At 62.3% G+C, this 20,563-nt stretch carries 21 protein-coding genes; 9 read left to right on the top strand and 12 right to left on the bottom strand.

Annotation, left to right across the window (positions count from 1 at the left end; genetic code table 11):
• The first annotated feature begins 225 nt into the window (after positions 1–225).
• The gene (locus OP494_RS10160) at positions 226–429 is read left to right on the top strand and encodes a (2Fe-2S)-binding protein (protein ID WP_040243348.1); all 204 of its coding nucleotides are present in this window, start codon (positions 226–228) and stop codon (positions 427–429) included.
• Positions 430–742: 313 nt separating this feature from the next.
• Positions 743–1,222 carry a bacterioferritin gene (bfr, locus tag OP494_RS10155; RefSeq protein WP_280540604.1) on the top strand — a complete coding sequence of 160 codons (480 nt, stop codon included), beginning with the start codon at positions 743–745 and terminating at the stop codon, positions 1,220–1,222.
• 80 nt (positions 1,223–1,302) lie between these two features.
• Here bfr and OP494_RS10150 read toward each other — a convergent pair whose 3' ends face one another.
• From OP494_RS10150 to OP494_RS10130, 5 genes are all read right to left on the bottom strand, one after another.
• Positions 1,303–2,397, bottom strand: a complete 1,095-nt coding sequence (locus OP494_RS10150; RefSeq protein WP_280540603.1) for a 5-(carboxyamino)imidazole ribonucleotide synthase — start codon at positions 2,395–2,397, stop codon at positions 1,303–1,305.
• On the bottom strand, positions 2,398–2,907 hold the full coding sequence (gene purE, locus OP494_RS10145; protein WP_246900179.1) for a 5-(carboxyamino)imidazole ribonucleotide mutase: 510 nt from the start codon (positions 2,905–2,907) through the stop codon (positions 2,398–2,400). It abuts the gene before it with no gap.
• Between the two features lie 102 nt (positions 2,908–3,009).
• The gene (locus OP494_RS10140) at positions 3,010–3,240 is read right to left on the bottom strand and encodes a DUF1653 domain-containing protein (protein WP_247620281.1); all 231 of its coding nucleotides are present in this window, start codon (positions 3,238–3,240) and stop codon (positions 3,010–3,012) included.
• On the bottom strand, positions 3,237–4,061 hold the full coding sequence (tcdA, locus tag OP494_RS10135; RefSeq protein WP_280540602.1) for a tRNA cyclic N6-threonylcarbamoyladenosine(37) synthase TcdA: 825 nt from the start codon (positions 4,059–4,061) through the stop codon (positions 3,237–3,239). The genes OP494_RS10140 and tcdA overlap by 4 nt, the downstream gene beginning before the upstream one ends.
• A 13-nt stretch (positions 4,062–4,074) precedes the next feature.
• Entirely contained in the window at positions 4,075–4,860 is a 786-nt protein-coding gene (locus tag OP494_RS10130; protein WP_280540600.1) for a pseudouridine synthase, read from the bottom strand.
• 186 nt (positions 4,861–5,046) lie between these two features.
• Between OP494_RS10130 and OP494_RS10125 the strand changes: the two genes are divergently transcribed.
• From OP494_RS10125 to OP494_RS10115, 3 genes are all read left to right on the top strand, one after another.
• The gene (locus tag OP494_RS10125) at positions 5,047–5,775 is read left to right on the top strand and encodes a Sir2 family NAD-dependent protein deacetylase (protein WP_280540599.1); all 729 of its coding nucleotides are present in this window, start codon (positions 5,047–5,049) and stop codon (positions 5,773–5,775) included.
• 127 nt (positions 5,776–5,902) lie between these two features.
• The gene (locus OP494_RS10120; RefSeq protein WP_280540598.1) at positions 5,903–6,853 is read left to right on the top strand and encodes a bile acid:sodium symporter family protein; all 951 of its coding nucleotides are present in this window, start codon (positions 5,903–5,905) and stop codon (positions 6,851–6,853) included.
• A gap of 55 nt (positions 6,854–6,908) precedes the next feature.
• Entirely contained in the window at positions 6,909–7,655 is a 747-nt protein-coding gene (locus OP494_RS10115; protein WP_280540597.1) for a DTW domain-containing protein, read from the top strand.
• A 70-nt stretch (positions 7,656–7,725) separates the two neighbouring features.
• Here the strand turns inward: OP494_RS10115 and OP494_RS10110 are convergent, their stop codons facing one another.
• From OP494_RS10110 to OP494_RS10100, 3 genes are read right to left on the bottom strand one after another with little or no spacing between them, the layout of a single operon-like run.
• Entirely contained in the window at positions 7,726–8,913 is a 1,188-nt protein-coding gene (locus OP494_RS10110; protein ID WP_280540596.1) for an MFS transporter, read from the bottom strand.
• Positions 8,914–8,942: 29 nt separating this feature from the next.
• Positions 8,943–9,323 carry a carboxymuconolactone decarboxylase family protein gene (locus OP494_RS10105; protein ID WP_280540595.1) on the bottom strand — a complete coding sequence of 127 codons (381 nt, stop codon included), beginning with the start codon at positions 9,321–9,323 and terminating at the stop codon, positions 8,943–8,945.
• Positions 9,320–10,303 carry an aldo/keto reductase gene (locus tag OP494_RS10100; RefSeq protein ID WP_280540593.1) on the bottom strand — a complete coding sequence of 328 codons (984 nt, stop codon included), beginning with the start codon at positions 10,301–10,303 and terminating at the stop codon, positions 9,320–9,322. The genes OP494_RS10105 and OP494_RS10100 overlap by 4 nt, the downstream gene beginning before the upstream one ends.
• Before the next feature lie 74 nt (positions 10,304–10,377).
• On the opposite strand from OP494_RS10100, the gene OP494_RS10095 reads away from it, so the two are divergent.
• The 4 genes from OP494_RS10095 to OP494_RS10080 all read left to right on the top strand — a co-directional run bounded on the left by OP494_RS10095 (position 10,378) and on the right by OP494_RS10080 (position 16,033).
• On the top strand, positions 10,378–11,292 hold the full coding sequence (locus tag OP494_RS10095; RefSeq protein WP_280540592.1) for a LysR family transcriptional regulator: 915 nt from the start codon (positions 10,378–10,380) through the stop codon (positions 11,290–11,292).
• 313 nt (positions 11,293–11,605) lie between these two features.
• Positions 11,606–12,502, top strand: coding sequence for a CHAD domain-containing protein (locus tag OP494_RS10090; protein ID WP_280540591.1), 897 nt, complete (start codon positions 11,606–11,608; stop codon positions 12,500–12,502).
• Positions 12,503–12,660: 158 nt separating this feature from the next.
• Positions 12,661–14,214, top strand: a complete 1,554-nt coding sequence (locus tag OP494_RS10085) for a BCCT family transporter (protein WP_280540590.1) — start codon at positions 12,661–12,663, stop codon at positions 14,212–14,214.
• Between the two features lie 265 nt (positions 14,215–14,479).
• Positions 14,480–16,033: a BCCT family transporter gene (locus OP494_RS10080; protein ID WP_246919367.1), complete on the top strand. Its 1,554-nt coding sequence runs from the start codon at positions 14,480–14,482 to the stop codon at positions 16,031–16,033.
• Between the two features lie 104 nt (positions 16,034–16,137).
• Here OP494_RS10080 and OP494_RS10075 read toward each other — a convergent pair whose 3' ends face one another.
• The 4 genes from OP494_RS10075 to OP494_RS10060 all read right to left on the bottom strand — a co-directional run bounded on the left by OP494_RS10075 (position 16,138) and on the right by OP494_RS10060 (position 20,476).
• Positions 16,138–16,998 (bottom strand): glycine betaine ABC transporter substrate-binding protein, encoded by an 861-nt coding sequence (locus OP494_RS10075; RefSeq protein ID WP_040242972.1) that lies wholly within the window; start codon positions 16,996–16,998, stop codon positions 16,138–16,140.
• 124 nt (positions 16,999–17,122) lie between these two features.
• On the bottom strand, positions 17,123–18,124 hold the full coding sequence (locus tag OP494_RS10070; protein WP_280540588.1) for a 2OG-Fe(II) oxygenase family protein: 1,002 nt from the start codon (positions 18,122–18,124) through the stop codon (positions 17,123–17,125).
• Positions 18,125–18,180: 56 nt separating this feature from the next.
• The gene (locus OP494_RS10065) at positions 18,181–19,458 is read right to left on the bottom strand and encodes a Xaa-Pro peptidase family protein (RefSeq protein WP_280540587.1); all 1,278 of its coding nucleotides are present in this window, start codon (positions 19,456–19,458) and stop codon (positions 18,181–18,183) included.
• An 85-nt stretch (positions 19,459–19,543) separates the two neighbouring features.
• Positions 19,544–20,476 carry a phytanoyl-CoA dioxygenase family protein gene (locus tag OP494_RS10060; protein WP_280540586.1) on the bottom strand — a complete coding sequence of 311 codons (933 nt, stop codon included), beginning with the start codon at positions 20,474–20,476 and terminating at the stop codon, positions 19,544–19,546.
• Positions 20,477–20,563: the final 87 nt, after the last annotated feature.

Raw genomic sequence — 20,563 nt, 5'->3', positions numbered from 1 at the left:
CTCAAGCCAGGGTTGCGTCACGTGCTGTTGAGACGACAAAAAGCCTCCCAATTCCTTCCATCCTCGCCACCCGGCAACTCTCCGTTTCGCTCCACTTTTCAGCCACTTGGCTTCACGTTAGCCGAAAGTCGAGCATCCGCCGAGCGAAAAGATAGTGATTGGGGGTTGAAAGTCTTTATGCGAATCATTTACATTCCCTATCAGAGCGATCAGCGAGGTGATGGAATGTACGTATGCATATGCCGAGGCGTGACCGACAATGCCATTCGCGAGGCCGTTGAAGACGGTGCGCGTAGCTGGCGTGAAGTGCGCGAGCGCACCGAGTGTGCGACTCAGTGCGGCCGCTGTGCCTGCACGGCCAAGGCCATCACGCGTGATGCTATCACTCAGGAAATGATGCCGAGCGCGGATCTCGCCTACGCCGTCTAGCCGTTGCATCGCTTATAAACGCTTCGCTGCGTATCGATCATCGCCAACGCCGCTATCCCATTGGGTAGCGGCGTTTTCGTGTCTGGACTGAGTCATGCTTGTCTCCGCGAGGCGAGAGCGGAGTGGCAATCGTTCTCGCCTGTTATTTCCAATCCTTCACAAATGCGGCGTTTTCGCGGCAAGATCTTGTCTTAATTCGACTTTTTCGGCGAAATAGTCGATACTCCCTGTATCCCATGGCGGTGGCGGCCGGGCCGTGTCTGGCTGGCCATCTCGCCTTAAAACCAAATGAATCTGCAAGGGAGACGTGACGATGAAAGGTGATGCCAAGGTCATTCAGCACCTCAACACCGCACTGGGCAACGAGTTGGTGGCGATCAACCAGTACTTCTTGCACGCCAAGATGTACAAGGATTGGGGCCTGGCCAAGTTGGCCAAGTGGGAATACGACGAATCCATCGAAGAGATGCGTCATGCCGATGAGTTGATCGAGCGTATCCTGTTCCTCGAGGGCATTCCCAACCTTCAGGATCTGGGCAAGCTGCACATCGGCGAGCACACCAAGGAAATGCTCGAGTGCGACCTCGCCATCGAGAAGACGGGCTGGCAGGACTTGATCGACGCCATCGCCTACTGCGAAGAAGTGCGCGATTACGTTAGCCGTGATCTGTTCCGTCGTATCCTCAACGACGAGGAAGAGCACATCGATACGATCGAGACCGAGCTTGGCCTGATCGACAAGGTGGGTATCCAGAATTACCTGCAGCAGCAGATGAGCGCCGACGCTGAGTGATCGCGTCGCTGCCATGCTGATGTCAGATGCCCGCCAATTGGCGGGCATCTTGCGTTACGGGGGTAAGACGAGGTGGGGGTTTAGCCCAGGTCGTTGACGAGTAGCGCTTCGACGTCGGCGGTGCGTTCGGCCAGCGTGGCCGCGTCGGGGGCGAGAACCGTGATATGGCCGATCTTGCGGCCGGGGCGGGGCGCCTTGTGGTAGTCGTGCAGGTGCGCGCCGGCGACGCTGAGCACGGCGTCGCGATCGGGAAAGGCGCCGATGATGTTGAGCATGGCGCAGGGCACGAGCCGCGTGGTCTCGCCGAGCGGCAAGCCGGCGATGGCGCGCAGATGGTTCTCGAATTGGCTGGTCGTTGCGCCCTCGATGCTCCAGTGCCCGGAGTTGTGCACGCGCGGGGCGATTTCATTGGCCAGCAGTTCGCCGTCGCGGGTGACGAAGAATTCAAAGGCCATGACGCCGACGTAGTCCAACGCCTCGAGCACGCGCGTGGTGTAATCGGTGGCTTTGGCCTGCAGCGGGTGATCGGGCTGTGGCTCGGCGCGATGCAGAATGCCCTGGCGATGCTCGTTGCGCGACAGCGGCCAGACCCGCACCTCGCCGTCGCGACCGCGCACGGCGATGGCCGAGACTTCATGATCGAAGTCGACGAAGCCTTCCATGATCAGCGGCACATCGCCTAGCTCGGCGACGCTACCGGGGACGTCCTCGGCGTTGCGCAACACCTTCTGGCCCTTGCCGTCGTAGCCGAGCGTGCGCGTCTTGAGCACCGCCGGCAGACCGATCTCGTCCACCGCGCGATCCAGGTCGTCCTGGGTTTCGATCAGCGCGATGGGCGCGATGGCGATATCCAGCGACTGGAACAGCGATTTCTCGGCGCCACGGTCACGCGCCGTTTCCAGCGCCTTGGCCGGGGGAAAGGCGGGACGCTGCTCGGCGAGCTGCGTCAGCGCCATCGTCGAGACGTTCTCGAACTCGAAGGTGAGGACGTCGCTGGATTCGATCAGCGCTTGATGCGCCTCGTCGTCGTCCCACTCAGCGCAGAGATGGACGCCGTGGATGGCGGCGCAGGCTTGGGTCGACGGATCGAGAAAGGTGAAGCGCATGTCCAGCGGTGCGCCCGCTTGCGCCAGCATTCGACCCAGTTGGCCGCCGCCTACGATACCGATATTCATTCATGCCTCCTGAGTGTCGTCGGTGGGACGCGGATCGGGCGCGTCGAGCACCTTTTGTGTCTGTGCGTCGCGATAAGCCTCAAGCGCCTGACGAATATCCGGGTACTTGTTGCCCAGCATGGCGGCGGCCAATAGCGCCGCGTTGATGGCGCCGGCACGGCCGATGGCCAGGGTGCCGGTGGGAATGCCGGCTGGCATCTGGACGATGGAGAGGAGCGAGTCGACGCCGCTGAGCATGCTTGATTGCACGGGCACGCCGAGTACCGGGAGGGGCGTCTTGGCGGCGGCCATGCCGGGCAGATGCGCGGCACCGCCGGCCCCGGCGATGATGACTTCCAGGCCGCGCTCGGCGGCACCGGCGGCGTAGTCGAACAGTAGATCCGGCGTGCGGTGGGCAGAGACGACTTTGACTTCGTGCTCGATGCCCAGTGCCTCGAGCGTGTCGACGGTGTGGCAGAGGGTCGCCCAGTCGGACTTCGAGCCCATGATGACACCAACCAGTGCGCTCATGCGTTCTCTCCTTCGGATGTGTGGCAACGTCATGGCGTCGCGCGAAACGAGAAGCGCGGCATTATAGCATTGCAGGCCGCGTGGAGCAGCGGCATACGTCGCTCAGCGGAAGGCGGCTTCGAGTTCGAAGCGTGGCACCGGCTCGCCGGCGACTTCGACGGTCTCGCAGAACATCGTCAAGGGGCGCACCCAGAGGCCGTAGTCGCCATAAAGGGCGCGATAGACCACCAGCGGTTCCTCGGTTTCGCTGTGGTGGGCGACGCCCAGCACTTCATAGCTGGCACCCTTGTAATGACGGTAGATGCCGGGAATCGGGCGTGTCTCGTGGCTCATGTGGATGTCTCCGTGACGTGGGGATCGGCCGGTTCGCGCTCGGCCTTGGCGGCGAGACGCGCGAGCGTGCGCGAGGCGGCCACGAAGCCGAAGGTGCCGGTGACGAAGGTGGCCGCGCCGACGCCGCTGGCGCAGTCGAGGCGCGTGGACTCGCCATTGCCGGGCTTTTGCTGGCAGACCTCGCCATTGGCATCAGGATAGACGAGCTGCTCGTCGGAGTAGACGCATTCGACGCTAAAGCGCCGCTTGGGATTGCGCGAGAAGCCGAAATCCCGTCGCAGGCGCGCGCGCACCTTGGCCAGCAGCGGGTCGTGTTCGGTGCGCGTCAGGTCGGCGACGCGGATCCGCGTGGGATCGGTCTGGCCGCCCGCCGCGCCGGTGACGGTCAGGCCGATCTTGCGGCGCTTGCACCAAGCGATCAACGCGCTCTTGGCGATGACGCTGTCGATGGCGTCGATGACGTGGTCGGCGTCCTCGGGCAGACGCTCGGCGAGATTGGTCGGCGTCACGAAGGCGGTATCGGCGTGCACGGTGATGCCCGGTTGAATGGCGCGGCAGCGCTCGGCCATCACCTCGACCTTGGGGCGCCCGATGGTGCCGTCCAGCGCGTGTAACTGGCGGTTGACGTTGGACACGCAGACATCGTCGAGGTCGATCAACGTCAGGGTGCCGATGCCGGCGCGTGCCAGCGCCTCGATGGCCCAACTGCCGACGCCACCCACGCCGATGACGACCACATGAGCGTGGCGGAAGAAGGTCGCGGCGCGGGTGCCGTAGAGGCGGCGAATGCCCCCGAAGCGGAAATCGTAATCGTCGTGCATGTGCTCTTTCCTCTTACCGGTCGTTACCGGCGGGCCATAGCGAAACAGGGCGCGTCTCGTGCCAGTCGACGCGTGTCGCCGGGGCGTGGCCTTGCCAGCCGAAGCGCGCGAATAACGTGCGCATGTCATCGGCCAGGGGCGCATCAATGTGTAGCGTGCGCTGGCGCTCGGGGTGCCAGAGCGTCATGCCCACGGCCGCCAGCAACAGGCGCGGGCTTTCCAGGTGATCGCGGAAGAAGCGGTTATGGGCGCCCTTGCCATGCTTGGCGTCACCGATGATCGGGTAGCCGCGCCGCGACAGGTGGCGGCGAATCTGATGCCGTCGGCCGGTCCAGGGCTGGGCCTCCATCAAGGAATAGCGCACCTGGGGATAACGGTCGATGCGCACCGGCAATTCGACGCTGTCCAGGCGGCGCACGGCCGTCCAGGCGGCAAGCTCGGGCATTTCCGACTTTGGGCGTTTGCCGTCTTCCTCGCGCAGGCCGTAATCGAGCACGTCCTGCTCGGGGCCGACGCCGCGCACCACCGCCAGGTAACGCTTATGTACGCGGTGTGCGGCGAATTCTTCGCCCAGCGCCTTGGCCATCTCCGGGTCCAGGGCGAACAGCAAAAGCCCGGAGGTCGGCCGGTCGAGCCGGTGTACCGGATAGACGTGGCGGCCTAGCTGATTGCGCAGGGTCTGCAGGGCGAATACCTGCGCATCGGCGGCGATCGCACTGCGGTGAACGAGCATGCCCGAGGGCTTATGCACGGCAACCACGCGCTCGTCCTGATAAAGTATGGGCAATTCCGACGTCATGAAGGGGCCTTCGGCTCGCTCGAAGGGCGCCTATTGTCGATCTTGCCACCGAGGATGTACAGCCGATGATGCGAGGGGCGTCACGGGGCGTTTACTTCGGTTGGTGGAATCGATCACGACGCTGAACACACTCCATATGGGTTGAACCGCACCCTACAGGTTGAACCACACAGCATAGAGGTAGGCATGAGCGAGCATCAGGCACCGCATCTCGTCGTCCTCACCGGGGCGGGCATCAGCGCCGAGAGTGGTCTCAAGACCTTCCGCGACGGCGACGGCCTGTGGGAAAACCACCGCGTGGAGGATGTCGCCACGCCCGAGGCCTTCGAGCGCGACCCCGAAAGCGTGCTGCGCTTCTACGACGAGCGCCGTGCGCAGACCCGCCAGGCATCGCCCAACGCCGCGCATCACGCGCTGGCCGAACTCGAACGGGCCGGGTTTCGCGTCAGCGTCATTACCCAGAATATCGATGACCTGCACGAGCGGGCCGGGTCGCGCGATGTACTGCACCTGCATGGCGAGATTCTCATGGCGCGCTCGAGTGCCGATGCCAGCTTGCGCTACCCGGTGGGGAGCAAGGGTATTCGCATGGGCGAGTTATGCGACAAAGGCAGCCAATTGCGACCAGACGTGGTGTGGTTCGGCGAGCCGGTGCCGCGTTACGCGCAGGCTTGCGACGTCGTCGCCGAAGCGGATTTCGTGTTGGTGGTGGGCACTTCGTTGGCGGTAATGCCGGCGGCGATGCTGCTCGATCAAGCACCGATCGAGGCGCCGTGCATGCTCGTCGACCCACAGGCCCAATCGCTCGCACCCCGCGGCGTACGCGCCATCGCCCAACCGGCGAGCCAGGGTGTGCCGCCGCTGGTCGAACACTGGCGGCAAGCGGGTGGCCTCTGGGTGCCGGACTGGGCCTGAAGCCGAGACACTTCGCCTGCGCCACGTTTTACGGCACACTACCGCCTGCTCTCTTGTACACATAGCCGTTTGTTACACATAAAAAAGGTGCATAAAGCGCCGCTGCTAAACACGCTAGGACACGCACATGCCAATCTTCGAACGCATCAATCGTCTGTTTCCCGTCTGGGCCATCTTGCTGGCGGCCATCGCCGCCTTCGTGCCGGAGCTCTTCACCGGCCTGGCCGGCTATATCAAGACGCTGCTGGTGATCATCATGTTTGCCATGGGGCTGACGCTCACCAAGGGTGACTTCGCGCGGGTGGTGAAGTCGCCCAAGCCCATCGCCGTGGGCGTCATCCTGCAGTTTCTGGTCATGCCGCTGGCGGCGCTGCTGGTGTCGCGCGTCCTCGGCCTTTCGCCTGAGTTGACCATCGGCATGGTGCTGGTGGGTGCCACGGCTGGCGGCACTTCCTCCAATGTGATGACCTGGCTGGCCGGCGGGCATGTGGCACTGTCGGTGTCGATGACCATGGTCTCGACGCTGATCTCGGTGGTGGCCACGCCGCTGATCACGCTATTGCTGCTGGGCCAGAGCATCGATGTACCGGTGCTGGGCATGTTGATTAGTATCGCCCAGTTGGTGGTCGCGCCCATCGTGTTGGGCGTGGTGATCCATCATCTGCTGGGCACGCATATTCAGCGCGTGGAACCGGCCCTGGCGACGCTGGCCATGGCGGCCATCGTCTTGATCATCGCCATCGTGGTGGCGCTCAATGCCGGGCGGCTGAGCACGCTGGGGCCGATCGTGGCGCTGGCGGTCATCGCGCATAACGGCATCGGCCTCGCGGCGGGGTACGGCCTGGCACGGGCACTGCGCTTCGACACGCGTACCGCGCGCACCATCGCCTTCGAGGTCGGCCTGCAAAATTCAGGGCTGGCGGTGACGCTGGCGAATCAATTCTTCACCGCAGGCGCGGCGCTGCCCGGCGCCTTGTTCTCGGTGTGGCACAACGTTTCCGGTTCGCTGCTGGCAGGATACTGGAAGCGCCGGCATGCTTCGAGCGCGCCGCCCGCAGCCTCGACGCCGCGTGGATGAAAGCCTGGCCGGGCATGCTAGAATGCCCGGCCTTTTCGACCCAGCCTGATGTCTCATGCATGAATCCCACGATGCGCCGGCCGATTCAGCCACGGCGGTCTCCGGTTATGACCCCGACGCGCCGCGCAAGCCGTTCAATGCGCGCGGTAGCTTCGTCTCGCGTTGTCCGGAGTGCCGGCTGCCCAAGCTCAACTGCTTGTGTCCGTACCGCGTGGCAGCCGAGAGCCGCGTGCGCTTTTGGCTCTTGACGCATCCCATCGAGCATTACAAGCCGACCAATACCGGTCGTTTGATTAGCCATATCCTGCCTGAAACCGAAGTCTTCACCTGGTATCGCACCGAACCCGATCCGCGGCTTCTGGCACTGCTCGATGACGACCGCTTTGCGCCCTTCGTCGTCTTTCCCGACGACCAGGCGGATTACGCCGAGCGCGTAGTGGGTCCCGAGGCCGTTGACGCAGCACTGGCCGACTCGCGCACGCCGGTGTTTATCCTGCTCGACGGCACCTGGCGCCAGGCGCGGCGGATATTTCGGCGTAGCGAGTACCTGGCTTCGCTGCCGGTGCTGCCGCTCAAGACTTCGCGCCTGACGCGCTACCGGCTGCGCAAGGCGGCCTCCAGCGAGCATCTATGTACCGCCGAAGTCGCCGCCGAGCTGTTGCGCATTAGTGGTGACGCTGAGGCCTCGGCGATCCTCGACGACTACTTCGAAGTGTTCAACGAAAACTACGCCTCCAGTCGGCGTGACCGTCCCGTCGAGGCACCTTCCGGCGCGATGCGGCGTTTGCTCGAGCGGCGTTAGTCATACGTGTTAGCGCTTCGCTTACCTTTTCGCCGATGCAGTCCACGTTGCCGCTCGCACAGCCTTTGATTTATTCCACTGAGGCGTGGGTTGCCGCAGGTCCAGTAAGCAGTGTGATAGTGACAGTACCTAGAGCTGTCGCAACGGCGGCAAACAGAAAAATTTCATCGAGTCCAGATGTCGACAATACGATAGCGCCAAGAACCGCACCAAGACCTATCGCCGCATTAAAGATGGCGACATAAATGGCAGAGGCCGGTAGGGCGTCATCACCAGCTTCCTTGAGAATCCAAGTCTGAAACCCTACCAAAACAGCGGCGATGGATCCTCCCCACAGAATCAGCATTAGCATCGTCCCCCACGTGCCCATTACATCCGATAGCGACGACAGCAGCCACAAAGCCGCCGAAGCCAGGCAGAGGGCTACCACCAGAACTGACTTGAGCCAGCGGTCGATCAGACTACCAGTCACCACATTGGCCACCAATCCAGCACCACCAAACGCTAAGAGTAGAGGCGCGATCACTGATGGCGTGATATCGCTTTGTGAAGCAAGATAGGGCTCAATGTAGGTGAACGCCATGAAATGGGAGGTAACTGCAAGCGCAGTGGCGGCAAAGATGCTTAGGAAACGTGGGTTCGACAGCACGCGCCCCATGGCAGCGACACCGACCCCTTCGACCCCTGGTAGTTTAGGTAAGGTGGTGAAACACACCACAGCGACGACGAAGGACAAGGTCGCGACAGCAGTAAAGGCGGCACGCCAGCCGTCGAGGGTGCCTATCAGATTGGCTAGCGGTACGCCTAGGACGCTGGCAGCTGAGACACCTCCGAAGATGATCGACGTGGCCAAGCCAACGCGATGGGGAGGCACGATCTGCGCGCCGATGGTACCGATCATTGCCCAAAAGGCACCGTGTGCTAGCGCACCAATTATGCGCGCCCCCATGAGTGCAGGGAATGTCTCGGCCATAGCGGCAACCCCACTGGATAGCGCTAGGATCAACATTAGGCCAACCAGGAGTGGACGTCGCGGTATGCGAGATAGTACGACAGCAGAAAACAGCGCCGTAGCGACAGCGATCCAGGCATAGAGAGTCACGATCAGACCCGCCTGCGAGGCAGGCTTCCCGAGATCACTCCCGATATTAGAGAGTAGCCCGATCGGTGCCAACTCCGTGGTCACAATAGTGAAGCTACCGACGCCAAGAGCTGTTACGGCAACCCAGTCGCGCCAGGTTGTTTTTTGAGCAGACATGTCAACCTCCTTTCTCTCTGGCCGCCGAACTAGACGGACGTAAAGGCGGATTTCGCCGCTGTGATGGCATTCATCGACGCAGGGATGCCCGCATAGACCGCTACTTGCAGAACGATCTCGACAATCTCCTCGCGAGTTGCCCCGGTATTCAATGCGGCTCGGATATGAAACTCGAGCTGGCCCGGGGCCGTCCCCATTGCAGCCAGCATGGAGACGGTGAGCATCTCACGGGTCTTCAGTGATATCCCTTCACGAGCCACCACGTCAGTAAACGCGAACCCCAGCAGTATCTCGGTCGCGTCGTCGTGAAACCCATCAAGGTTTTCCGCAACGCGTTTAGGTGCGCCGGGCTCAAGACATTCGAGTAGGGCTAACGCCTGTGTGCGGCGTTCAGAGGGTATGGCACTCATACATTCACCCCTTTCATGCCTTCCAAGGTATAGCGCTCGCCTACCACCGGCAGAGATGCCGTGGCCGTTTCGAGTTGACGCTGCTCTTCGACGCTAAGACTGATGTTCGCTGCGGCGACATTCTCCTCGATATAGCGCAGTTGCTTAGTGCCGGGAATCGGTGCGATGTCGGGTCCCTTGGACAAGAGCCAAGCCAGCGAAAGCTGCGCCGGGCTGCATCCTTTCTGTGCCGCTACCTCGGCGATCACATCAGCGATTCGGCGGTTGGCGTCAATCGCCCCTTCTGTGAAACGTGGTAGATTGGGGCGAAAGTCGCCCTCGTCGAACTCTGCAGTATCCTGAAACCGCCCGGTCAGAAACCCGCGACCGAGTGGTGAATAGGGCACGAAACCGATACCTAACTCGCGACAGGTGGGTAGCACTTCTCTCTCTACTTCGCGGGTCCATAGAGAATATTCTGTCTGTACCGCAGTAATCGGGTGAACCGCATGAGCCCGACGTAGCGTTGCGGCGCTGACCTCACATAGGCCAATACGGGCGATCTTCCCTGACTGAACCAGTCGTTCGAGCCCACCAATTGTTTCTTCGATTGGTTCTTCGGGGTTGATGCGATGGACGTAATAAAGATCGATTTGCTCAACGCCTAGCCGGCGAAGCGAGGCTTCACAAGCCTTGCGTGCATAGTCAGCACTGTTTTCCAGGCTACGCTTATATTCCCCAGGGCTGCGTACAATGCCAAACTTGCTTGCAATACGAATCTGAGCCTTTCTGCGGGCCAGAAAACTACCGATAAGTTCTTCGTTGTGATGCGGCCCATACATGTCTGCCGTATCGAAAAAGTCGACACCAAGTTCGACGGCTCGCTCCAGCACGCGCAACGATTCACTGTCATCTCGAGGCCCATAGAATTCGCTCATTCCCATGCATCCCAAGCCGATGGCCGAAACCGTGAAGTCGTTGCCAAGCGTTCGTTTTTCCATGATGTGTCTCCTTGAGTGCAGGAGTAGTAGCGTGGCACTATCCATATATGAAAAAAACGAACGATACTGGCAAAATGGTTTCCATTACCGGAAAAGAGATGCCTCGGGGCCTAGTTTGGGATGATACCCGTGCATTTCTTGCCGTAGCGCGCTGCGGTACTCTGAGCGCCGCTGCGTCGCAGCTCAACCTAGGGATAGCGACTCTCTCCCGTCGTATCGAGCGACTCGAAACTGCCTTGAAGCTCCCACTCTTCGTACGTCAGCAATCGGGATACCAGTTAACTGAGGACGGTGCCGATCTCATAGAGAAGGCGGAAGCCCTGGAAGCGGCTGCGCAAGCCTTTACATCGGAGGCAGACCTTCAAACTCAGATGAGCGGCCAAGTGCGACTGGCGACGGCCGAAAATCTGGCTACCGAGTTGATACTGCCGGCACTCCCGGAGTTTCGTGCGCAATACCCCGAGCTATTGGTTGAAGTGGTGACCGACATCTCGACCACTAACCTGCATCGACGAGATGCCGATCTTGCGGTGCGGATGGTTCGGCCTGAAAGGGGCAATGTCACGCTACGCCGTCTCGGCACCTTGGGCTACGGGCTTTATTGCAGCCCCGGCTACGAGTCACGACGCGAGACTACCCCCGACCTAGGTGACTATGACACGGATATCTTTATCACTTGGGGTGAGATGCAGTCGCACTTGCCTGCCGCTCAATGGGTGGAGCGGATTCTGCGTGGGCGCACACCAGCACTGACCACCACCTCACTTGCCGCACAGGTGGCGGCAGCTAAGGCGGGGCTCGGGCTTGCGGTGCTACCGCACTTCATCGCTCGCGATGCGGGGTTAGTCTGCGTTGACTCGGACATTGGGGTCGACCAGCCAATCTATCTTGTCATCCAAACAGACCTTGCAAGGTCGCGGCGAATCAGAGCACTAGCCGACTTCCTAACGGATCTGGTAGCCCGAAATTGCAAGCGGTTGAGCGGGTAATCGACACACCAACCTCCCCAGCTCCTTCTCCCTTTATTTGGCAGCACATGGCTGTCAGTCATCATGTTTTCCATTTATGGAAAACAAATTAAGGGAATTTGCTAAAGACTGATCTTTTTGAAAGTCGCAACCTGTCCTTGTCGACTCGACGAAATTGACGAGTTTAAGCACTCACTTCTCGTTGAGTATCCCTCTTAGCTGAAACAGCCGCATGGGCCGTTTATCGGCGCTGCACCATTGAAGGACGCGCGCGTGGTCGGTTTCGCTTAGCAGCATCTAGACTGGGTATATCGTCCCGATTCAGGAGAGCGATGTGTCCTATCGCGTGTCCATGCAGGAGCCGACCGAGGCGAGCGTTCAGCGTATCGCCATCGAACAGATCGAACACGCCCAGGCGGCGTTACGCGATCGCGAGGCGGACCCGGTCACCGCCATTCATGCGCTGCGCCAGCGCTGCAAGAAGCTGCGGGCGCTGCTGCGCCTGGTGCGTCCGGCATTGGGTGAAAAGCGTTACCGCCGGGAGAATCGGCGCTTTCGGGACCTGGCGCGTCGCGTGGCCGGCAATCGCGACGATCAGGTTCTCGTCGAGACGTTCGAGCGCGTGATGAGCCTGCACGAGACGAAACTCGACCGTCGTCGTTACACGACGATTCGCCGCAAGCTGGTGGTGCGCCGTGACGCTACGCTTGCGGGTGACGATACCCCGGACTGGGAGGGGGTGGCTTCGGCGTTGTCCGAGGCGCGCGAGGCGGTCGCCGACTGGACACTGGCATCGCAGGGCTACGCCGCCGTGTCGGGCGGCTGGGCGGCCAGCTATGTCCAGGCTCGCGATGCCCTGGGCGAGGCACGGTGCGCGCCGTCCACCGCCACGCTGCACGAATGGCGCAAGCGCGTGAAGTATCACCGTCATCAATGCGAGTTGCTGCGCCCGCTGTGGCCGGCCGCGTTCAAGATGCGCGCGCAACAGGCGCACCGGCTTTCCGACCTGCTGGGGGAGGACCACGACCTCGCGATGCTCGCCATCGCCCTCGACGCCGAGGACATGCAACGTGTCGACCCCGCGCGACGCGAGGCCTTGCATGAACTCGTCGAACGACGGCGGGAGGCCCTGCAGGGCAAGGCCGAAGCGCTCGGGCGTCGGCTGTTCGCGGAATCGCCCAAGGCATTGAACAAGCGCGTCGCACGCTACTGGAAGATCGCGCGCGCCTGAATGGCGCGGCATGGCGCAAGCGATGCGAATCGCACATGATCGGCGACCTTGTCTGCTTTTACGGCGCCGGACGCGCCCGATGTTGAGATTTCGATTTGCCGTGTTCGACGAAGGTCGGTAGGGTGCGCCCCTCACTCGATGACCGGAACCAAGACCAGATGACTCAAGACAACACGAGTGCCACGCGCTCGGGAATTCGCTATGGCGACCCGACGGTGCTGGGGCTGACGATTGGCTTTATCGTGTTATTCGTGGCGCTTTCGCTGACTGATCCCGAGGGCATGACAGCGGTGATCGGCGCCGGGTTTGCCTGGACGGCGAAGACGTTGGGCGCCTATTTCCAGCTCTTGCTGCTGTTGACCTTCCTGATCGCCGTGGGCGTCGCCGCCTCGCCGGCAGGCCGCGCGCGCATCGGTAATCTTGAGCGACCGGACATGGGCACCTTCAAGTGGGTGTCGATCATTCTGTGCACCCTGCTGGCCGGGGGCGGTGTGTTCTTCGCCGCCGGTGAGCCGGTCTATCATTTCGTGGTCACGCCGCCGGCATTTTCCAGCGAGGCGGGCACCGCCGCGGCCGTGCCCAATGCACTGGCGCAGTCCTTCATGCACTGGGGCTTTCTGGCCTGGGCGGTGCTCGGCACTCTGGCGGCTATCGTGCTGTCGCATCACCATTACGACCGTGGCCTGCCGCTGCAGCCGCGTACCCTGTTGGCGCCGCTGTTGGGTGAGGAACGCATGCGTGGCGTCTTCGGCGGTGTGGTGGATGCCGTCTGCGTCATCGCCGTGGTCGCCGGCACCGTGGGCCCCATCGGCTTTTTGGCCACGCAGATGAGCTTCGGCCTGCATACGCTGTTCGGCGTGGCCGAGGGTTATGGTACACAGTTGATGATCCTCATCGTGCTGGGCGGGGTCTACGTGACGTCGGCGATTACCGGCATCGACCGAGGCATCCAACTGATGAGCCGTTTCAACGTCATGCTGGCGTTGGCGATCGGCGCTGTCATCCTGCTCTTCGGGCCGACGCAGTTCCTGTTCGATAGCTGGTTCCAGGGCTTCGGCACTTATGTGGGGTCGTTCTTCGAGATGGCCACCATGACCTCGCAGACCGCACCGGATTGGTGGATGAAGTGGTGGACGGTGTTCTTCTTCGCCTGGTTCATCGGCTATGCGCCGTTGATGGCGATCTTCGTGGCGCGTATCTCGCGGGGCCGCACCATCCGTCAGATGGTCGTCGCCGTGGCCGTGCTCGCCCCGGTGGCCACTTCGGTGTGGTTCACGCTGCTGGGTGGCTCGGGCATCTTCTACCAGATGAGCGGCGCCATCGACCTGAGCGAAGCGCTCAACAACTTCCAGTTCGACGTCGCGACGTTGACGGTGGCCCAAGCGCTACCGGGCGGTAAGTTGATGGCACTCGCGGTACTTATACTGACCACGATCTTCGTGGCGACCACTGGCGACTCCATGAGCTACGCGATCTCAGTGGTCAATGCCGGTCATGATGATCCCCAGCCGGCGCTGCGCGCTTTCTGGGGCGTGGCCATGGCGTTGATGGCGGCGATTCTGTTGTACATGGGCGCGGGGCAAATCAGCGTGCTGCAGCAGTTCATCGTGATCACCGCGATCCCCGTGTCGCTGGTGCTGCTGCCCTCGCTGTGGCTGGGGCCACGCGCCGCGCAGGCCATGGCCAAGCGTCAGGGGATCATCACGCCGTAACCGACGGCCGATGCCTTGCATGAAAAGCGCCCCGGCATATCGCATGTCGGGGCGCTTGTCGTTGGGCGCGAGGATTTTACTCGTTACTCCCCAGCCCTTCGTTGATCACCTGAGTGGACGGTGCGAACGATGTGAATGGCACATGATCGGCGACCTTGTCTTCTTTTGCGGCGCCGGACGCGCCCGATGTTGAAATTTCGATTTGCCGTGTTCGACGAAGGTCGGTAGTGTGCGCGCCTCACGCGACGATCGGAACTGGACATTGATGACTCAACACGATGCGAGCGCCACGCGCTCGGGCACGCATTTTGGCGACCCGACGGTGATGGGGCTGACGATCGGCTTCATCATCCTGTTTGTGGTCTTGTCACTGATCGACGCCGACGCCATGACCGCAGCGATAGGCGTGGGATTCGCCTGGACGGCGAAGAATCTGGGGGCCTATTTTCAACTGCTGTTGTTGCTGACCTTCTTTATTGCCGTGGGCGTGGCCATGTCATCTGCGGGTCGCGCGCGCATCGGCAATCTCGAACAGCCGGATATGAGCACCTTCAAGTGGGTGTCGATCATCCTGTGCACGCTGCTGGGCGGCGGCGGTGTATTCTTTGCTGCCGGCGAGCCTATCTATCATTTCGTGGTGACGCCGCCGGCGTTTTCCAGTGAGCCGGGTACGCCGGCGGCGGTGCCCAATGCGTTGGCACAGGCCTTCATGCACTGGGGATTTCAGGCCTGGTCGGTGCTGGGTACTTTGGCGGCTATCGTATTGTCGCATCATCACTACGATCGTGGCCTGCCGTTGCAACCGCGCACGCTGTTGGCGCCGTTACTGGGCGAGGCACGCATGCGCGGTGTCTTGGGTGGCGTGGTGGATGCCGTCTGCGTCATCGCCGTGGTGGCCGGTACCGTAGGCCCCATCGGCTTTTTGGCCACGCAGATGAATTTCGGTCTGCATACCCTGTTCGGCGTGACCGAGGGCTATGGCACCCAGTTGATGATCCTCGTCGTGTTGGGCGGGGTTTACGTGAGTTCGGCGATCACCGGCATCGACCGGGGCATCCAGTTTTTGAGCCGCTGCAATGTCATGCTGGCATTGGGCATCGGCGCCGTGATTCTGCTTTTCGGGCCGACCCAATTCCTGTTCGATAGCTGGTTCCAGGGCTTCGGTACATCTCTGGGGTCATTCTTCGAAATGTCTACCATGACTTCGCAGACGGCGCCGGACTGGTGGATGAAGTGGTGGACGGTGTTCTTCTTCGCCTGGTTCATCGGCTACGCACCGCTGATGGCGATCTTCGTGGCACGTATCTCGCGGGGCCGCACCATCCGTCAACTGGTCGTCGCCGTGGCCGTGCTCGCCCCGGTGGCCACCTCGGTGTGGTTCACGCTGTTGGGCGGCTCGGGGATTTTCTATCAGATGAGCGGCGCCATCGACCTGAGCGAGGCGCTTCAAAACTTCCAGTTCGATGTTGCCACGCTGGCGGTGGCCCAGGCGCTGCCGGGTGGCAGCCTGATGGCGCTGGCGATTCTGCTGCTGACGACGATCTTCGTGGCGACCACCGGTGACTCCATGAGTTATGCGGTTTCTGTGGTCAACGCCGGCCATGACGATCCCCAGCCGGCGCTGCGTGCGTTCTGGGGTGTGGCCATGGCGTTGATGGCGGCGATTCTGCTGTACATGGGGGCGGGACAGATCAGCGTATTGCAGCAGTTCATCGTGATTACGGCATTCCCCGTGTCGCTGGTGCTGCTGCCCACGCTGTGGCTGGGGCCGCGCGCTGCGCAAGCCATGGCCAAGCGTCAGGGAATCGTCACGTCGTAATCGGCGCTCGATGCCTTGCACGAAAAAGCGCCCCGGCATGCGATATGCCGGGGCGCTTGTCGTTGTGGACGAGGCATCTTGGGCGAGGCGTTGTGACTAGCAGGTCATTCGCCGGCGGCGAGCCACTCGTCGACGAGGTCCTGGTTGTCTTCGATCCAGGTCTCGGCGCCTTCCACCGGATCGCCGGCTTGTTCTATCTCGGCCATCAGGCCGCCCAGGCTGTCGTCATCCATATGCCAGGCGTTGAGCACCTCGGTGAGCCAAGGGTCGTCCTCGGTGAAGCCCGGGCGCGAGAACCAGTAGATGGTTTCGTTGTCGCCGTAGACGTTCTTGGGATCCTCGAGGTATTTGAGATCGTACTCGGCAAAGGCCCAGTGCGGGCTCCACAGCGTCACGACGATTGGCTCTTCCTGCTGGTAGGCCGCATCCAGCGCGGCCATCATGGCCGGCCCGGAGCTGTTGACCTGTTCCATGGGGAGTTCGTACGCGTCGATGGCCTCGTCGGTCAGACCGGCGATCGCCGAGCCGGAGTCGATGCCCAGAATGCTGGGGCTGCCCTGGTAGCCGTAGTCCTCGGCTTGCGCCTTGAGTTCCGGGATGGTGTCGATGTCGGCATAGCTCGGCACTACCAGGCCGAGCCCGGTGCCTTCGTACCAGGCGCCGTTGATTTCGAGCTGGTCCTTGTAGGGCTCGAGGTAGCGCGCATCGGTGTTGGGGAGCCAGATTTCGAGGGAGATGTCGAAGTCGTTGTTGGCAAGGCCGCTGTAGAGGGCGTTCTTGCTGACATCGGAGAGCTCGACATCGTAGTCGTACCGATTCTCGAGGATGAGCTTCCACATGTTGGCGACCGCGACGTTCTCGGCCCAGTTGTTGGTACCGATCACCAGCGTCTTGTCCTCGGCTTGGGCGGTCGTGGCGGCCGTGAAGATTGCCGCGGCGGCCAGGGAGCACAAAGTCGTTTTCATGTTGTCATTCCTCGGTGGGTGGTAAAAAAAAGCAAGCGTCTATAAAGCATCGACCCGGTCAGGGTGGCGACGTTGTCGTCGCGTCGTTCGGTCGCCGGGGACGTTCGGCGATGCCGATTCAGTGTCAGTCTCGTGTAGCGGGCGCGCGTTCCAGGCCCTGGAATTCGACGAAGGCCTGCATGCGTTCCCAAAGCCGGTCGCCGTAGACATAACCGCCATCGCCGTCTGCGTCGGGCGCCTCGATATGGGCATCCACCGCGGGTTCGAAGAAGAACGGGATCGAATGCCGCGAGCGGGTGCCGCCGACGATGCGGTGTTCCGTGGCTTGAATGCGTCCGCCGGACCAGTCCGCCAGCAAGCGCCCGAAGTTGACCACCAGGGCGTTGTCGCGCGGCGCGACGTTTTCCCAGTCGCCGTCGGGCGTTTGCACTTGCAGGCCGCCGACGCGGTCCTGCCAGAGCAGGGTGATGAAGCCGTTGTCGCAATGCGGCACGCCGACCAGCCAGCGCCGTGCATCGCCCTCGCCATCGACGGCCGGCATGCTGGCCAGTGTCTCGGCGGGACGCTCGGGGTAATGGATCAAGCGTAGCGTTGAATTGCCGTTTTCGAAGGGCCGCGTGAGTGTCTCGCGCGGTATGCCCAGCCCCTCGGCTAATGCCCCGGCGATCACGCCACCGAGCGATTCCATCGCTTCATAGTAAGCGGCGAGATCCACTGACCAGCCGGGTAGAGTGGATGCCGGCGGCTGCGGCGTGGGCTCGCGCAGCGGGTCGCCGCTCTGGGTATCCGCACGCTCGGGGTGAGCGACATCCGCGCCGAGGTCGATGCCTTCCTTCCAGGTCGGGTCCTGGTTCTGCGGCGGGAAATAGCCGCGATACACATTGCCGTTGGCCGGTTCGAACTTGTGTCGCGCCAGCGTTTGCTTGTGTGCCGCGTCGAGCTCGAAGAAGCGCAGCAAGCGGGCGTGAATGTCATCAGCGAGCCCCAGTTGTGCCGGCGCGATGCCCACGGTCATGAAGCCGGAGTCGCAGGCGGCATCGACGATTGCCTGGCGTGTCTCGTCGCGTGCCGAATCATCGGCGAGCAGCGGCGTCAGGTCGATATGCGGAATCAGCGTCTGGCGCATGGGGGCCCCTTGTGGCGGATGGACGAAGCGGTTATCCGGTGGCGTCGGCTGGCGTGTCACTCGGCCAGCAATCGCGCATCGAGCGGATAGTCGGAAAGCAATTCGACCCGACCGTCGTCGCGAATGTAAAGCTGCTCCTCGAGCTTGACGCCTTCGCCACCGTCTTCGTGGCCGATGTAGCTCTCCACGCAGAGCGTCATGCCCGGCTGCATGATGCCGTCGTAGCCCTTGTCGTCGATGTCCTCGCGGTGAACGATGTAGGGATATTCGCCGGTCATGCCGACGCCGTGGGCCAACGCGAAGTAGCGCCGCGCCTTGTAGGGCGCGGGGATCTGCCAGGCCTTCTCGGCGTACTCTTTGAAGGACATGCCCGGCGCGATCAGTGCCATGTTATGGCGCACCTGGTCGAAGGCCATGCGATAGAGCTCGCGCTGCGTCGCTGTTGCCTCGCCGTCGCCGCACAGGAAGGTGCGCGAGAAGTCGGCATAGTAGCCATAACGGCCGACCACGTCGGTATCCAGCGCGACCAGCTCGCCGGCTTGCATCGCTCTATTGGAGCATTCCTGAAACCAGGGGTTGGTGCGCGGCCCGGAGTTCATCAGCCGCGTTTCGATGTAGTCCGCGTCGGTGGCGATGATGTGCTGGTGCAGCTGCGACCAGACTTCGTTTTCCGTGGCGCCGGGGCGAATCGCGGCTTCCAGCTTGCGTACGCCGTTTTCCACCGCGCGCAACGAGCTGCGTACCATCTTGATTTCGTTGGGCACCTTGATCGCGCGTGCCCGCTCCAACGGAATCTGGGCATCGCAGATCTGCCAGCCGTGTTCGATCAGTGCAAAGGCCGCGTGCGAAGTGGCGCTTTCGATGGCCACCTTGTCGCCTTTCTGCCCGCCGCATTGGCGTACCAATTCGTCGATTTCGTCCGCCCAGGCTTGGGTGGTCTGCTGCAGATTATCTTCACAGAAGTAATAGGAGATCGCCGTCGCCGGGCGCGTCTCGTCGATGCCGGGCAAGCCTTCGGTCAAGTGACTGCAGCCGGAGAATTCGAACATCACCACCGGGCCTTCCGCCGGCACGAAGGCGTAGCGGGCCGGGTTGCGCGCCGAGTAGACCTGCATGTTGCGCGCGCCGGTGGCATAGCGCACGTGGGTCGGGTCGAACAGCACGGCGGCGACGATATCGCGCTTCTTCAGCTCCGCCCGGGTGCGGGCCAGGCGGTCGAGCAGAATCTGGCGGCTCTCGGCCTGAGTGGGCTCGCACTCGGCGGGATCGTGCGTCGGCGCCAGGATATCGGTGCCTTCCAGCAGGGAAGGCAGTGTGGATGACAAGCGGGTCATGGTCGTCGGTCCCGTCATGGAAGTGGAATCAGCGTGATTTATCTAGACAGAAATATCGAAACGCGCTGGAACGCAGGCGTTTCGATCAGTCGAGCAGTCCGTCGGCACGCTCTTCACGGCGCCTCTCGGCTTCGATATGCGCTTCGGAGACCCGGCCGTAGAGCTGGCGCGTGCGCTCCAGCCGGCCCACTACACCCGGCTGCTGCGAATAAGCAAAGATCGCCGTGTGGCGCTCGCGTTCACCGCTGACGTGCGTCACCCGATGCAGCGAGTAACGGCCCTTGAAGAGTTGCAAGTCGCCGGGACGCAGCAGCAACGTGCGCGGCGTAGTGGTGTCTTCGCCGCGAATCACCGCACCGACGCCGTCGTAGTTTTCGCCCGCCGGCGTGCGAATGTTGGGGCAGTACTGGAATTCGCCGCCGCTGTCCGGTATGTCGGTCATCATCGTGACGATGTATTCGTTGGTGTCGTAGTGCCAGGGCTGTTCGGTGCCTGGCGGCAATACGTTCTGCACCAGCCCGGCGAAGGGGTCGGCGTACTCATAGACCTCGTCCTCCTGCAGGCACTCGGCCACCAGGCGCTTCATCGCCGGCGAGACGTAAAGCTGTTGAATCACCGTATCCGCTGGAATCATGTCACGGGTTACGAAGCCGCTGGTGCGCTCCATGAAGATGCGACGCGGGTCGCTTTCCGGAAGCGTTGCGTCATCGCGGGTAAACCAAGCGTTGACGCGGCGGCTGGCATAATAGCTCTTGGCCGAGAGGGTACGTCCTTCCTGGCGGGCCTGCTCCAACGCGTCGGGGCGCAGAAAACCGCGCAGCACGGCGCAGCCTTCGCGCTCCAGGTCCTCGCGAACACGCTCGATTTCGGCTTGCAGGCGCGGGTCGTCGGGGGCATGCAGGGGATAGCGCTGGGTGTCGACGAGTGCGCTCAGGTCGGTGCGTTCGGCGTCCGCCAGCCATTGCTGGGCCGGCTTGGAGGCGACGTCGGGCTGGGTCGCGGCAGCGGTGGTACGCATAGGGGGCGTCCTCTCGATCAGCGGTATTGTCGGCATCAATGGGGCGGTCGTCGTCACCGGTCACATTGGCCGGCCCGTCGACGTCCT

The organism is Chromohalobacter sp. 11-W (assembly GCF_029889905.1).
Taxonomy (GTDB): Bacteria; Pseudomonadota; Gammaproteobacteria; order Pseudomonadales; family Halomonadaceae; genus Chromohalobacter.
This window is presented reverse-complemented; position numbering and strand designations above follow the sequence as displayed.

Coding starts and splice junctions, on each gene's coding strand:
- OP494_RS10160 (WP_040243348.1), top strand. CDS start 226: ATGTACGTATGCATATGCCGAGGCGTGACCGACAATGCCATTCGCGAG.
- bfr (WP_280540604.1), top strand. CDS start 743: ATGAAAGGTGATGCCAAGGTCATTCAGCACCTCAACACCGCACTGGGC.
- OP494_RS10150 (WP_280540603.1), bottom strand. CDS start 2,397: ATGAATATCGGTATCGTAGGCGGCGGCCAACTGGGTCGAATGCTGGCG.
- purE (WP_246900179.1), bottom strand. CDS start 2,907: ATGAGCGCACTGGTTGGTGTCATCATGGGCTCGAAGTCCGACTGGGCG.
- OP494_RS10140 (WP_247620281.1), bottom strand. CDS start 3,240: ATGAGCCACGAGACACGCCCGATTCCCGGCATCTACCGTCATTACAAG.
- tcdA (WP_280540602.1), bottom strand. CDS start 4,061: ATGCACGACGATTACGATTTCCGCTTCGGGGGCATTCGCCGCCTCTAC.
- OP494_RS10130 (WP_280540600.1), bottom strand. CDS start 4,860: ATGACGTCGGAATTGCCCATACTTTATCAGGACGAGCGCGTGGTTGCC.
- OP494_RS10125 (WP_280540599.1), top strand. CDS start 5,047: ATGAGCGAGCATCAGGCACCGCATCTCGTCGTCCTCACCGGGGCGGGC.
- OP494_RS10120 (WP_280540598.1), top strand. CDS start 5,903: ATGCCAATCTTCGAACGCATCAATCGTCTGTTTCCCGTCTGGGCCATC.
- OP494_RS10115 (WP_280540597.1), top strand. CDS start 6,909: ATGCATGAATCCCACGATGCGCCGGCCGATTCAGCCACGGCGGTCTCC.
- OP494_RS10110 (WP_280540596.1), bottom strand. CDS start 8,913: ATGTCTGCTCAAAAAACAACCTGGCGCGACTGGGTTGCCGTAACAGCT.
- OP494_RS10105 (WP_280540595.1), bottom strand. CDS start 9,323: ATGAGTGCCATACCCTCTGAACGCCGCACACAGGCGTTAGCCCTACTC.
- OP494_RS10100 (WP_280540593.1), bottom strand. CDS start 10,303: ATGGAAAAACGAACGCTTGGCAACGACTTCACGGTTTCGGCCATCGGC.
- OP494_RS10095 (WP_280540592.1), top strand. CDS start 10,378: ATGGTTTCCATTACCGGAAAAGAGATGCCTCGGGGCCTAGTTTGGGAT.
- OP494_RS10085 (WP_280540590.1), top strand. CDS start 12,661: ATGACTCAAGACAACACGAGTGCCACGCGCTCGGGAATTCGCTATGGC.
- OP494_RS10080 (WP_246919367.1), top strand. CDS start 14,480: ATGACTCAACACGATGCGAGCGCCACGCGCTCGGGCACGCATTTTGGC.
- OP494_RS10075 (WP_040242972.1), bottom strand. CDS start 16,998: ATGAAAACGACTTTGTGCTCCCTGGCCGCCGCGGCAATCTTCACGGCC.
- OP494_RS10070 (WP_280540588.1), bottom strand. CDS start 18,124: ATGCGCCAGACGCTGATTCCGCATATCGACCTGACGCCGCTGCTCGCC.
- OP494_RS10065 (WP_280540587.1), bottom strand. CDS start 19,458: ATGACCCGCTTGTCATCCACACTGCCTTCCCTGCTGGAAGGCACCGAT.
- OP494_RS10060 (WP_280540586.1), bottom strand. CDS start 20,476: ATGCGTACCACCGCTGCCGCGACCCAGCCCGACGTCGCCTCCAAGCCG.